At 64.6% G+C, this 13,270-nt stretch carries 12 protein-coding genes; 7 read left to right on the forward strand and 5 right to left on the reverse strand.

Annotated features, from left to right (window positions below; translation table 11 throughout):
* The first annotated feature begins 57 nt into the window (after positions 1 to 57).
* From AC3WK8_RS05270 to AC3WK8_RS05285, 4 genes are read left to right on the forward strand one after another with little or no spacing between them, the layout of a single operon-like run.
* Complete coding sequence (locus AC3WK8_RS05270) at positions 58 to 357, forward strand: hypothetical protein (protein WP_103324116.1); 300 nt, start codon at positions 58 to 60, stop codon at positions 355 to 357.
* Positions 354 to 1,214, forward strand: coding sequence for a DUF72 domain-containing protein (locus AC3WK8_RS05275; RefSeq protein ID WP_177409109.1), 861 nt, complete (start codon positions 354 to 356; stop codon positions 1,212 to 1,214). Before AC3WK8_RS05270 ends, AC3WK8_RS05275 begins: the two co-directional genes overlap by 4 nt.
* A 30-nt stretch (positions 1,215 to 1,244) precedes the next feature.
* Positions 1,245 to 2,078, forward strand: coding sequence for an isocitrate lyase/PEP mutase family protein (locus AC3WK8_RS05280; RefSeq protein ID WP_103324117.1), 834 nt, complete (start codon positions 1,245 to 1,247; stop codon positions 2,076 to 2,078).
* Between the two features lie 12 nt (positions 2,079 to 2,090).
* Positions 2,091 to 2,789 carry an extensin-like domain-containing protein gene (locus tag AC3WK8_RS05285; protein WP_103324118.1) on the forward strand — a complete coding sequence of 233 codons (699 nt, stop codon included), beginning with the start codon at positions 2,091 to 2,093 and terminating at the stop codon, positions 2,787 to 2,789.
* Between the two features lie 9 nt (positions 2,790 to 2,798).
* Here AC3WK8_RS05285 and AC3WK8_RS05290 read toward each other — a convergent pair whose 3' ends face one another.
* Positions 2,799 to 3,416 (reverse strand): energy transducer TonB, encoded by a 618-nt coding sequence (locus AC3WK8_RS05290; RefSeq protein ID WP_103324119.1) that lies wholly within the window; start codon positions 3,414 to 3,416, stop codon positions 2,799 to 2,801.
* Between the two features lie 93 nt (positions 3,417 to 3,509).
* On the opposite strand from AC3WK8_RS05290, the gene AC3WK8_RS05295 reads away from it, so the two are divergent.
* Entirely contained in the window at positions 3,510 to 4,292 is a 783-nt protein-coding gene (locus AC3WK8_RS05295) for a class I SAM-dependent methyltransferase (protein WP_103324120.1), read from the forward strand.
* A 16-nt stretch (positions 4,293 to 4,308) separates the two neighbouring features.
* On the opposite strand, the gene AC3WK8_RS05300 is transcribed toward AC3WK8_RS05295, so the two are convergent.
* Positions 4,309 to 4,953, reverse strand: coding sequence for a TetR/AcrR family transcriptional regulator (locus AC3WK8_RS05300; RefSeq protein ID WP_085596166.1), 645 nt, complete (start codon positions 4,951 to 4,953; stop codon positions 4,309 to 4,311).
* Positions 4,954 to 5,047: 94 nt separating this feature from the next.
* Here AC3WK8_RS05300 and AC3WK8_RS05305 point away from each other — a divergent pair, with 94 nt between their 5' ends.
* Together AC3WK8_RS05305 and AC3WK8_RS05310 are read left to right on the forward strand one after the other, a co-directional pair.
* Complete coding sequence (locus tag AC3WK8_RS05305; protein ID WP_053134433.1) at positions 5,048 to 6,136, forward strand: efflux RND transporter periplasmic adaptor subunit; 1,089 nt, start codon at positions 5,048 to 5,050, stop codon at positions 6,134 to 6,136.
* A gap of 6 nt (positions 6,137 to 6,142) precedes the next feature.
* On the forward strand, positions 6,143 to 9,199 hold the full coding sequence (locus AC3WK8_RS05310; protein ID WP_103324121.1) for an efflux RND transporter permease subunit: 3,057 nt from the start codon (positions 6,143 to 6,145) through the stop codon (positions 9,197 to 9,199).
* A gap of 55 nt (positions 9,200 to 9,254) precedes the next feature.
* Here the strand turns inward: AC3WK8_RS05310 and AC3WK8_RS05315 are convergent, their stop codons facing one another.
* From AC3WK8_RS05315 to plsB, 3 genes are read right to left on the reverse strand one after another with little or no spacing between them, the layout of a single operon-like run.
* Complete coding sequence (locus tag AC3WK8_RS05315) at positions 9,255 to 9,944, reverse strand: DUF4197 domain-containing protein (RefSeq protein WP_085596164.1); 690 nt, start codon at positions 9,942 to 9,944, stop codon at positions 9,255 to 9,257.
* Between the two features lie 24 nt (positions 9,945 to 9,968).
* A complete protein-coding gene (locus AC3WK8_RS05320; protein ID WP_022642561.1) occupies positions 9,969 to 10,367 on the reverse strand; it encodes a YbaY family lipoprotein in 399 nt (132 codons plus the stop codon).
* 52 nt (positions 10,368 to 10,419) lie between these two features.
* Entirely contained in the window at positions 10,420 to 12,924 is a 2,505-nt protein-coding gene (gene plsB, locus AC3WK8_RS05325; RefSeq protein ID WP_103324122.1) for a glycerol-3-phosphate 1-O-acyltransferase PlsB, read from the reverse strand.
* Between the last annotated feature and the right edge of the window lie 346 nt (positions 12,925 to 13,270).

Raw genomic sequence — 13,270 nt, forward strand, 5'->3', positions numbered from 1 at the left:
TTTGCTAAGTCGAAGCGGTGCCGCTAAATTGCCATCATCGACCCCGGGCTTTTCAGTATGCGTATAGACGGCATCTCCTCGCACTCCTACCCCATCAAGCGCAAGCCTCGCAAAGGCCGGGCGCAGGTAGATGAGTCCCTGGACGATATCGAGGTGGTCGATGTCCAACCCGAGCCCGCAGCCCAGGGCCGTTCCCAGTCAGCCTCCCGTACCAGCAATCTTCCCGCCCGTCCCCAGGACATGATCTTCCAGCGCGCAATGAAAAGAAGCGTGGCCAATGCCCTGGCCAGCTACCTGACCACCGCTGGTTTCGTCGATTGGGATATGGAAGTGGTGGGGCTCGACCTGCACATCTGATGCTGCCCTATTTTCTCGGCTGTCCTTCCTGGAGCGAAAACGCCTGGCGCGAGTACCTGTACCCGGAGGATGCGCGACCCAACGATTTCCTCGGCCTGTACTGCCAGGTGTTCAACGCCGTCGAGGGCAATACCACCTTCTATGCCCGGCCCGCGCCAGCCACGGTGGAGCGTTGGGCACAGATCATGCCCGGGCATTTTCGCTTCACCGCCAAGTTCCCGGGCGATATCAGCCATGGCGGCGACCTGCGCGAACAACTGCCGGCTGCCGAGAGTTTCATCCAGTTGCTCAGCCCACTGGGTGAGCGGGTGTCGCCGTTGTGGCTGCAGTTGCCGGCCACTTTCGCGCCACAGCGTCTGGGCGAACTGATGGAATTCATCGATGGCCTGCAGCGACCGCTGGCGGTGGAGGTCCGGCATCCGGAGTTCTTCGCCAAGGGCGACGCCGAGCGCATGCTCAACCGCTTGCTGCGCGAACGCGGTGTGGAGCGTATCTGCCTCGACCCACGAGCCCTGTTCAGCTGCACTTCGACGGCGCCAGCGGTGCTGCATGCGCAGTCGAAGAAACCCAAGGTGCCGCCGCGCCCTGCGGCATTCACCCAGTTTCCCCAGGTGCGTTTCATCGGCCATCCCGAGCTTGCGGCCAACGATCCGTTCCTGGTGCCCTGGCTCGACAAGGTCGCCGGCTGGATCGAAGAGGGGCGTACGCCCTATGTTTTCCTGCACACCTCCGACAACCGCATGGCCGCTGAACTGGCCCGGCGTTTTCATGCGCGCCTGATGCAACGTTTGCCTGGTTTGCCCGCCTTGCCTGAGTTATACAGGGAACCCGCCGCGGAGCAGCTTGGTTTGCTCTGAGGTGCTTTTGCAGCCTTCGAGGAGCGAGTAATGGATCACGCGCAAACCCTTCGTGCCAATGCCTTCAGGGCCCTGCATGAACGTGCCGGGGCTTTTGTCATTCCCAATCCCTGGGATGCCGGCTCCGCCAGGATGCTGGCCGGCCTGGGCTTCGAGGCCCTGGCCACCACCAGTGCCGGCTATGCGTTTTCCCTTGCGCGCCCGGATGCCGAAGGCGCCTTGAGCCTGGCCGATACCCTGGCCAATGTGCGCGGCATCGTCGGCGCCAGCGAGCTGCCGGTGGCCGTCGACCTGGAGAACGGTTTTGCCGACAGCCCAGGGGAGTGCGCCCAGGCCCTGTTGCAAGCGGCTGCCTGCGGCGCGGTGGGTGGCTCGATCGAGGACGCCAGCGGCCGCGCCGAGGACCCCATCTACGATTTCCAGCTGGCGGTGGAGCGCATCGAGGCTTGCGTCGCGGCGGTGCGTAGCCTGCCGTTCTCCTTCACTCTGACTGCCCGGGCGGAGAACCAGCTGCACGGCTGCAATGATCTGGCGGACACCATCCGCCGCTTGCAGGCCTATGCCGAGGCCGGCGCCGACGTGCTCTACGCCCCGGCGCTGCGCAGTGCGCAGGAGATCAGCCAAGTGGTGCGGGCGGTGGCGCCCAAACCGGTGAACGTGCTGATGTCCGGCGGCCTGGACCTGAGCGTGGCGCAACTGGCGGAACTGGGCGTCAAGCGCATCAGTGTCGGTTCGGCCCTGGCCCGGGCGGCCTATGGCGCGTTCTACCAGGCGGCGCAGGAGATCCGTGACCAGGGCCGCTTCGATTTCGCCGAGCTGGCGATTCCCTTCGGGCAGATCAATCAATTGTTCAAGCAGTCGTAAAAAGGAATCGGCGTGAGGGCAAGGACGGTTGTGGGTGCCCTGGTGTTGCTGGGCGCCCTGTTGTTGATTGGTGTGCGGTTGGGCTGGCTGCCGCTGGCCGATGCCTGGAATCCCTGGGCGCCGCTGGATGTGCGGGCCAAGCCCAATCTGTTGACTCGCTTCAAGCTGTCACGACTGCAGGATGACCCGCAGCTGTGCGACCAGGCCCTGGCGACCTCGGGCTTGCGCACCAGTCGCCAACCCGACAGCCGTGCCGATGTGGACTGTCCCTTGAGCAATACGGTGCGGGTGCAGGGCGGCGATATCGCCCTGAGCAGCAGCTTTCTCGCCAGTTGTCCGCTGGCCGTGGCCTTTGCCCTGTACCAGCGCCATGGCTTGCAGCCGGCGGCGCAGCAGGTGTTTGGCCAGCGGGTGGCGCGCGTCGATCACCTGGGCAGTTTTGCCTGTCGCAACATGTATCACCGCAAGATTGGCTGGCGCAGCGAGCATGCCAGCGCCAACGCCCTGGATATCGCCGGCTTTCGCCTGAGTAACGGACGCAATATCAGCGTGCTCAAGGATTGGCCGAAGGACAGTGCCGAGGGACGGTTTCTGCGCCTGGCCCGGGATGGTGCCTGCGACGCATTCAACGTGGTGCTGGGGCCGGACTTCAACAGCGCCCATCGCAACCATTTCCACCTGGACCTGGGGCCGCTCTGGCGTTGTCGCTGAGGGACAGGGTCAGGCGGCGATGCGCAGGTTCTGCAAGATCAGCGGACGGGCCCAGCCCATGTCGAAGTCCATCTGCCGCTGTTGCTCGATAAGCTCTTGTGGCGGGAACGGCTCGGCCGGCTTGTCCAGCAGGTCCAGCTCGAATTCGGCGATCGGCAGGTGCAGCGGGCGCGGGTCCGGGGCCGGGCCGGGCTCTGGCAGGGGCTGGCCGGCATTGAGCACGATCGGGCGTACCCAGCCGCTCTCGAAATCTTGCTGGCGTTGCTGGGCGATGATTTCTTCCGGCGGGAAGGGCGGGGCTGGCTTGTCCAGCAGTTCCATCTCGAACTCGGCGATGGGCAGGAACAGTGGCTCGGGCGGACGGACTTCGGTGTCCTGGACCTCGCAACCGCGCTGGTTGACGATCTGCGCCAGTATCTCGCTGCCACCGGCAGGTTCCACCGGGCCATCGACGGCCACTTTGGGCATGGCTTCAACGCCGGCGCCATCACCTCTTTGCTCGGCCAGGGCCTGGGCAAAGAAGTCCTGCCACAGGTGGCTGACGCCACTGAGTGCCTGGGAGTTGCGCAGGCCATAGTCGCCATGGGGCGAGATATAACCTATCGATGTGCGTTGAATGTCTGACATTGCTCTCGGTCGACGCTGAGCTCTGGCAAAATGGCCGATAGTCCTGTTATCGGCAGTTTTTGCCGATCATTAATTTTTTGAGTGTGTTTTCAGATGAGTGAGCAACCTGCGGCCTGCCGCATCAACGTCGAGGCCCTGGATGCCGGGTTCGAGTCCGTGGCCCGGCAGTGGGCCGAGCGCCTGGGCCTGCCGTTGCAGATCGAGGACGCCGAGTTCGCCCTGCAGGTGGGCGAGCAGGGGTTGCAGCTGCAGCAACTGGGGCCTGACGCCCCGGGGCCGGTACGGGTGGACTTCGTCGAAGGCGGCGCGGCCCATCGGCGCTTGTACGGCGGGGGCAGCGGCCAGATGATCGCCAAGGCCGTGGGCGTGGCCCAGGGCGTGCGGCCACGGGTGCTGGATGCCACGGCGGGCCTGGGCAAGGATGGCTTCGTGTTGGCGACCCTGGGTTGCCAGGTGAGCCTGATCGAGCGCCAGCCGCTGATCGGCGCCTTGCTGGAGGATGGCCTGGCCCGTGCGGCACAGGATGCCGAGGTGGCGCCCATCGTTGCGCGGATGCAACTGCTCAAGGGCAACTCCATCGAACTGATGCGCAACTGGCAAGGCGAACCGCCCCAGGTGATCTACCTCGACCCGATGTTCCCCCACCGGGAGAAAAGCGCCCTGGTAAAGAAGGAAATGCGCCTGTTCCGGCCTCTGGTGGGCGACGACAACGACGCTCCGGCATTGTTGGAAGCGGCCCTGGCCCTGGCCAGCCACCGGGTGGTGGTCAAGCGTCCGCGCAAGGCGCCGTGCATCGACGGGCCCAAGCCCAGCCATGGCCTGGAAGGCAAGTCCAGCCGCTACGACATCTACCCCAAGAAGGCGCTCAAGGCCTGAACCCTGGCCGGCGCGTTCAGTCCGGCTCCGGACGATAGGCGCGCATGAACAGCCCCACCACTTCCCGCACGTGCTCCTCTGCGGCGGCCCCGGCCAGGGGCTTGCCGCAGCCGTAGAGCAAGCGGAAATTCGCCCCGCCCTTGAGCATGCAGAAGAAGTGTTCGGCGGCGTTGCGCGGCTTGTCGATGCTCAGGGTGCCCTGCTGGTGGATCTTGCCCAGGAGCCGTTCCATGCCCTGCAGGACACGTTCGGGACCGGCTTCGAAGAACACCTGCGAGAGCTTGGGGTCCTGGCTGCCCAGGGTCATGATCAGGCGGTGCAGGTTGACCGACTCGTCGCTGTTGACCAGGTGATGAAACCCCCGGCCGATGGCCAGCAGCAGGCTTTCCACCGACGTGCCGGGCGTCAGCTCGTAGATCAGCGTAGGCAGTTGTTCCTCGCACTTGGCCACCACGGCGGCGGAGAACAGCGTCTCCTTGTCGTTGAAGTGGCTGTACACCGTGAGCTTGGAAACCCCGGCTTCGGCGGCGACCGCATCCATGCTGGTATTGGCGTAGCCATTGCTCAAGAACAGGCTCTTGGCTGCGTCGAGAATGGCTTGGCGTTTTGCCAGATCCTTGGGCCTGCCTGGCCCAACGTGTGCGGCGTGATTGTCGGACATTTTTTCGTTGTTAATACTGGACTGGTGAGTTTGCTATTAATAACATACTGGCCAGTATAATTATTCCAAGCCCCATTAGCGAAAGGTCGCCGCCATGTTCCGCTATGCCCTGCCAGTCAGCCTGGCTTTTTTTCTGTCTGCTTGTGGGCACGAAGAGCCCGTCCAGATCGGCGTCCGGCCGGCCATGGTGGTACAGCCAGAGCCTTCGGCACGGGCTTCGGACAGCTACCCCGGCGAAGTACGGGCCCGCTACGAACCGGACCTGGCGTTCCGCATCGGCGGCAAGGTCAGCCGACGGCTGGTAGAGGAGGGCGAGCGAGTCAAGGCCGACCAGCCGCTGGCCGAGCTCGACCCCCAGGACGTGCGTCTGCAACTGGAGGCCACCCGGGCCCAGGTCACCGCCGCCAGCGCCAACCTCAACCTGGTGCGTGCCGAGCGCGATCGCTACAAGGCCCTGCTGGACCGGCAGATGGTCAGCCATTCGCAATACGACAACGCCGAGAACCTCTATCGTTCCGGCGAAGCGCGGCTGAAGCAGATCAAGGCTGAGTTCGATGTCGCCAATAACCAGGCCGGCTACGCCGTGCTGCGAGCGCCCCAGAATGGCGTGGTGGCCAAGCGGGCAGTGGAAGTGGGGCAGGTCGTGGCCGCCGGGCAGACGGTCTTCACCCTGGCTACCGATGGCGAGCGGGAGGTACTGATCAGCGTCCCGGAACAGAATTTCGGTCGCTTCAAGGTCGGCCAGCCGGTATCGGTGGAGCTCTGGACCCAGCCGGGCCAGCGCTTTGCCGGACATATCCGTGAGCTGTCGCCAGCCGCCGATCCACGTTCGCGGACCTTCGCCGCGCGCATCGCCTTCAACGCTGGCAAGGTCCCGGCGGAACTGGGCCAGAGTGCCCGGGTGTTCGTCCAGAACGGCGAGCAAGTGGCGCTGTCGGTACCGCTATCGGCCTTGACCGCCGAAGGCGGGGCCACCTACGTCTGGCGGATCGACGCCAATAACACCCTGCACAAGACCCCGGTACGGGTCGGTGCCTTCAATGAAAAGACCGTGCCGGTGCTCGAAGGCCTGAGCCCATCCGACTGGGTGGTGGCGGCAGGCGTGCATGTGCTCCATGAGGGCTTGCAAGTGCGCCCGGTGGATCGCTCCAACCGTGTGGTCAACCTGGCGGCCAAGGAGTAATCCCCGATGGGTTTCAACCTTTCCGCCTGGGCGTTGCGCAATCGCCAGATCGTCCTGTTCCTGATGTTGTTGCTGGCCATTGTCGGGGCGCTGTCCTACACCAAGCTGGGTCAGAGCGAAGATCCCCCCTTCACGTTCAAGGCCATGGTGATCCGCACCAACTGGCCGGGAGCCACGGCCCAGGAAGTGTCGCGCCAGGTCACCGAGCGCATCGAGAAGAAGCTGATGGAGACCGGCGAGTACGACCGTATCGTGTCCTTCTCGCGGCCCGGTGAGTCCCAGGTGACCTTCATCGCCCGGGACTCGATGCACTCCAACCAGATTCCCGAGCTCTGGTACCAGGTTCGCAAGAAGCTCAGCGATATCCGCCACACCCTGCCGCTAGGCATCCAGGGGCCGTTCTTCAACGACGAGTTCGGCACCACCTTCGGCAACATCTATGCGCTGACCGGGCAAGGTTTCGACTACGCGGTGCTCAAGGACTACGCCGACCGCATCCAGATCCAGCTGCAACGGGTCAAGGACGTGGGCAAGGTCGAGCTGCTGGGCCTGCAGGACGAAAAGATCTGGATCGAACTGTCCAACGTCAAGCTGGCGACCCTGGGCCTGCCTCTGGCGGCAGTGCAACAGGCCCTGGAGGAGCAGAACGCGGTATCCACCGCAGGGTTCTTCGAGACTTCCAGCGAGCGGGTGCAATTGCGCGTGTCCGGTAATTTCCAGACTGTGGAGCAGATCCGCAGCTTCCCGATCCGCGTCGCCGGGCGCACCTTCCGTATCGGCGATGTCGCCGATGTGCGCCGCGGCTTCAACGATCCGCCCGCGCCACGCATGCGCTTCATGGGCGAGGACGCCATCGGCCTGGCCGTGGCCATGAAGGAAGGCGGTGACATCCTGGTGCTGGGCAAGGCCCTGGAGGGCGAGTTCGCGCGGCTGCAGAAAACCCTGCCGGCGGGCATGGAGCTGCGCAAGGTCTCCGACCAGCCGGCGGCGGTGAAGACCGGGGTCGGCGAGTTCGTCCGGGTACTGGCCGAGGCGCTGATCATCGTACTGCTGGTGAGCTTCTTTTCCCTGGGTATCCGCACCGGGATGGTGGTGGCCCTGGCCATTCCCCTGGTGCTGGCGATGACCTTCGCCACCATGTATTACCTGGGCATCGGCTTGCACAAGATTTCCCTCGGCGCCCTGGTCCTGGCCCTCGGCCTGCTGGTGGACGACGCGATCATCGCGGTGGAGATGATGGCGATCAAGATGGAACAGGGGTTCGACCGGATCAAGGCCGCCAGCTATGCCTGGACCAGCACCGCGTTCCCGATGCTGACCGGCACCCTGATCACGGCGGCCGGCTTCCTGCCGATCGCCACGGCCCAGTCGGGCACGGGTGAGTACACCCGTTCGATCTTCCAGGTAGTGACCATCGCCCTGGTGACCTCCTGGATCGCCGCAGTGGTGTTCGTGCCGTACCTGGGCGAGAAGTTGCTGCCGGACCTGGCCAAGCTCCATGCCGCCAAGCACGGCGCCGAGTCCAATCCCCACGGTACGCCGTTCTACCAGCGGGTACGCCGGGTGGTGGGCTGGTGCGTGGAGCGGCGCAAGACGGTGATCGTCCTGACCATCCTGGCGTTCGTCGGCTCGGTGCTGTTGTTCCGCTTCGTCCCGCAGCAGTTCTTCCCGGCTTCGGGCCGCCTGGAACTGATGGTCGACCTGAAACTGGCCGAAGGCGCCTCCCTGAGCAACACCGCCGAGGAGGTCAAGCGCCTGGAGGCGATGCTCAAGGATCACCCGGGCATCGACAACTACGTGGCCTACGTCGGCACCGGTTCACCGCGTTTCTACCTGCCCCTGGACCAGCAGCTGCCGGCCACCAGCTTTGCCCAGTTCGTGGTCCTGGCCAAAAGCATCGAGGATCGCGAGAGCCTGCGCAGCTGGTTGCTCGATACCCTCAACCAGCAGTTCCCGGCCTTGCGTTCGCGGGTCACGCGCCTGGAGAACGGCCCGCCGGTAGGTTATCCGGTGCAGTTCCGGGTCACTGGCGAGCACATCGAGGAGGTGCGTGCCCTGGCCCGCAAGGTGGCGACCAAGGTGCGTGAAAACCCCCATGTGGCCAACGTCCACCTGGACTGGGAAGAGCCGAGCAAGGTGGTCTACCTGAACATCGACCAGGATCGTGCCAGGGCCCTGGGCGTGAGCACCGCCAACCTGTCGAAGTTCCTCCAGAGCTCGTTGATCGGTTCCACCGTCAGCCAGTATCGCGAGGACAACGAGCTGATCGAGATCCTCCTGCGTGGCACCCGCGAGGAACGCACCGAGCTATCGCTGTTGCCGAGTCTTGCGGTACCCACCGACAACGGCCAGAGCGTGTCGCTGTCCCAGGTGGCGACCGTGGAGTACGGCTTCGAGGAAGGGGTGATCTGGCATCGCAATCGCCTGCCTACGGTGACCGTGCGGGGCGATATCTATGGCAAGGAGCAGCCGGCGACCCTGGTCCAGCAGATCCTCCCGACCCTGGAACCGGTGCGTGCCGAGTTGCCCGATGGCTACCTGCTGGAAGTCGGTGGCACCGTCGAGGACTCGGCCCGTGGCCAGAACTCGGTGAAGGCCGGCGTGCCGCTGTTCATCGTGGTGGTGCTGACCTTGCTGATGGTCCAGCTGCGCAGCTTCTCGCGCACGGCCATGGTGTTCCTCACCGCGCCCCTGGGGCTGATCGGCGTGACGCTGTTCCTCCTGGTGTTCCGCCAGCCTTTCGGCTTCGTGGCGATGTTGGGGACCATCGCCCTGTCGGGGATGATCATGCGCAACTCGGTGATCCTGGTGGACCAGATCGAGCAGGACATCAGGGCCGGGCAGAAACCCTGGGATGCGATCATCGAGGCCACGGTACGGCGCTTCCGGCCTATCGTGCTGACCGCCCTGGCGGCGGTGCTGGCGATGATCCCGCTGTCGCGCAGCGTGTTCTTCGGGCCGATGGCGGTGGCGATCATGGGCGGGCTGATTGTCGCTACGGTGCTGACCCTCTTGTTCCTGCCGGCACTGTATGCGGCATGGTTCAGGGTCAAGAAGGACTGAGGCGATTGCGCGAAGCAGGAGCCGGGCGACCGGCTCCTGTGGGTGAGGGCAGGGCTTACAGGGTGCCGAAGACTTTCTTGGCCAGGCTGGTGGCCGCGGCGCCCGGGTTCTGGCGAATGGTTTCTTCCTGCTTGCCGATCATCTCGAACAGGCCGTTGAGCGCCTGCTCGGTCACGTAGCCCTCGATATTGGCGCTCTTGGCATCCAGCACGCCGAGGGTCGCAGCCTGTCCGGCGAAGGAGTTGTATTGCTTGGCCAGGCCGACCTGGTCGGTGGCCTGCTTGACGATCGGCAGGAACTTGGCGCGGATCTGCTCACGGCTGCTCTTGTCCAGGTACTGGGTGGCCGAATCCTTGCCGCCGGCCAGGATGCCCTTGGCATCGGCCACGGTCATCTTCTTCACTGCATCCACCAGCAGCGCCTGGGCCTGCGGGACTGCCGCCTCGGCGGCCTTGTTCATGCTGGTTTCCAGCTGTTCGACCTGCTCGCCCATGCCGAACTGCTTCATCTTCTTGGCGACCTTGCCCAGGTTGCCCGGCAGCTCGATGCGTACGTCCGGGTTGTTGCTGAAGCCGCCGGGGGTGCCCAGCTGCTTGACGGCGATTTGTGCACCCTGGGTCAGGGCATCCTTGAGACCGCCGCTGGCATCACCCTGGGACAGGTCGCTCAGGGACAGGGCCAGGGCGCTGGCGGAGATCATCAGGCCAGCGCACAGGCTGGTGAAACGAAGCGAGGTACGGAGCATGGCGGCTTCCTTGTGCAGTGGGGATTAACGGACAGCGTCGACACGGAGCTTGAACGGCCGCGGATCGCTGCCGTCGAGTTTGACCCCGTTGTGTTCGGTGGTGATGAAGATCAGCCGGCCATCGACTTCGATGCGCGCGCTGAGCGAATAGGTGTGGCCAGGCTTGACCTGGGCCGGATCGTAATCGAGATGGAAGGGCAGCGGCACCTGGCCCTTGACGGGCCCGCGCTGCTCGGCCAGGACCACCGCCGGCGCATCGGCCAGGGATACGTCCTGCAGGCTCACGCTCAAGGTGGCGGTCGCTGGCAGGGCGATGCGTTGCAGATAGAAGACTTCACCTTCGAGGCTGGCCTTGGCCGCAGGCGCGGTGGATTGGCAAGCCCCGAGCAGCGCGGCGGCGGCCAGCAGGATGAACTTCTTCATGGCGGATCTCCGTATCTGGGGGCGCCGCACGAGCCGCGGCGCCCATGAGAATCTACTCGCTTTGCGCCGCAGTCGCGACTTGCTCGGCGGCGTCTTCGCTGCGATGCAGGGCGACCTGGCGGATCGACAGGCGAATCTCCGCCGGGAGCACGCGCTTGGCGGCGCCCTCGGCCAGTTCCCCGAGCAACTCGTGGTAGCTCAACTTGCCGGCGTCGTCGCGCCGCAGCACGCCCTGGTCCAGCAAGGTCTGGATGAAATGGCGGAACAGGCTCTTGTCGAAGAACTCCGGGGCATTGAGGCCATGCAGGATCGACAGGCGCTGGGCCATGACCGTGCAGAGGTCTTCCAGCTGTTCGGCGCTGATGCTGTTCTGGCCGCTGTTGAGCAACAGCGAAATGGCCATGTAGAAGCGCTGCAGGGTCTGGGCGATGCTCTTGGACAGCAGGGTCAGCAGGACGAAGTGCCGCGAGCTGGGCGCCGGGCGCTGGTACATCTCTTTCTCGAAGCGCAGCAGGCCTTGCTCGACGAAGGCTTGCAGCCACTGGTCCACCACGGCGTCCAGTTCCTCCAGGGGCCAGCGGATGAACAGCTCGGCTTGCAGGTACGGATACAGGGCCCGGGTGTAGCGCAGGATCTGCTCGCGGCTCATGCGCGAGGAGCTCTGGAAGAAGCTTGCCAGCAGTGCCGGCAAGGCGAAGATGTGCAGCACGTTGTTGCGGTAGTAGGTCATCAGGACGGCGTTCTGCTCGTCCAGGTAGAGGATCTTGCCCAGGGCGTCGCTCTGCTCGGCCAGCAGGTCCATGTCCTTGACGTGCTGGATCAGCGCCTGGCCATCGCCTTCCGGCAAGGTGGTGTGGGGCGAATAGGGCACGCTGCGCAGCAGGGCCAGGTACAGGTCCAGTACCCGGGCCATGGCGCGGTCGTCCAGGGCCAGGCGGCTGGTGGAGAGCAGGGCCAGGGCCACCAGGTTCACCGGGTTGATCGCCGCGGCTTCATTGAGGTGCTGGGCCACCCGCTCGCCCAGGCGATTGGTGGTTTCGTTGAGCCAGGCCGGACGGTACTGCGGGCCCAGTTCCTGGGTGCGCCAGTCCGGTTGTTCCTGGTCGAGGAATTCCGCCAGCTTGATGGGCTCGCCGAAGTTCACCGCCACTTGGCCGAAACGCTGCTTGAGGGCGCCGATGACCTTGAAGATGTCGAAGATCGACTCCTTCTTCTTGCTCGCACCACGCAGTTCGCCCAGGTAGGTGCGGCCTTCCAGTACCCGCTCGTAGCCGATGTACACCGGTACGAAGACGATGGGCATGCGCGAGGAGCGCAGGAAGCTGCGCAAGGTGATGGCCAGCATGCCGGTCTTGGGTTGCAGCATGCGCCCGGTGCGCGAGCGCCCGCCCTCGACGAAGTACTCCACGGGGAAGCCCTTGGTGAACAGGGTGTGCAGGTACTCGTTGAACACCGAGGTGTAGAGCGGGTTGCCCTTGAAGGTGCGGCGCATGAAGAAGGCCCCGCCGCGTCGCAGCAGGCCGCCGATCAGCGGCATGTTGAGGTTGATCCCGGCGGCGATGTGGGGTGGGGTCAGGCCGTTGCGAAACAGCAGGTAGGACAGCAGCAGGTAGTCGATATGGCTGCGATGGCAGGGCACGTAGATGACTTCGTGGCCCTGGGCGATCTTCTGCACGCCCTCGAGGTGGTTGACCTTGATCCCGTCGTAGATCTTGTTCCAGAACCAGCTCAGCACCACTTCCAGGAAGCGGATCGCGGTGTAGGTGTAGTCCGAGGCGATCTCGTTGCCATAGCGCAGGGCCTGGGCCTTGGCCTTTTCCGGGGAGATCTTCTCGCGTTCGGCTTCATCCAGGATCGCCTGCTTGACCAGGGGCTGGTTGAGCAGGCCCTTGACCAGGTTGCGCCGGTGGGAGATGTCCGGGCCGATGACGGCGGCCTTGAGGTTGCGAAAGTGCACCCGCAGGATGCGCTGGGCCATGCGCACGGTGCGCTCGTGGCCCTTGTTGTGCTCGATCAGCTCGCGCAGGTGGATCGGCGCCGAGAACTGTACCCGGGTCTTGCGTCCCAGGATCATGATGCTCAACAGGCGACGCAGGCGCCCGGTGACCGCCCAGCTGTCGGCGAACAACAGTTTCCAGGGGCTGGACTCGCTGTCCGGGGACTGGCCCCAGAACACGCTGACCGGGATGATCTGCGCATCTTCGGTGGCGTTCTGGGTCAGGGCGCTGACCAGGCGGGTCAAGGTTGGCGGTGCGCCGCGCTTGTCCTGGCGGCCGAGCCAGTCCGGCTCCGGGGTCAGGTAGAAGAACGCCGCAGGCTCCAGCAGGTTGCCCACCGACACCGGCAGCACCGGGCGTGGCAGGCCGGCCTTGGTGCACTCGGTGTCCACCACCGCCAGGTCGCTCAAGGATGGGTTTTGCAGGACGTAGAACACCGGTCGGCTGCGGTCCAGGTCAAGAGTGAAGGACGACTGGTTGATGGTTTCCGAGCGCACCCAGAGATACAGCAGGCGGCGCAAGGCGCCAAACACGAGACGGCGGATCGGGGAGCGGGTCATACGGTTTCTACGTGAGTGAATAAAAAACCAAGCGCAAGCCTGGGGGGAGGAGCCGTGGTCGCTGGGATAGGTCGCGACGGCAGCTCGCTTGTTGCGGAAAAAGGCGCGAGAAGTGCGGTTTGCTCGCTCCAGCCCGGTAGTCGGCAACGTCGTCCGGCAACGCGGCTCTTTACCTGGCAGTAGTGGGCGCTAGTGTGCCGTATTCGTCGAAAATCGGCAAAAACGCCACTAAACAAGATTGAGTTGAGAGTTTTTCCACCTGTCATATACTCGGCCAACTCTCCCGCAGTCGTATCGCTTCCATTCATAGAGAAGCAGGCCCAGGGAAAGTTCTCCAGGTTTGGCG

The sequence above is a fragment of the Pseudomonas sp. FW507-12TSA genome (assembly GCF_058781435.1).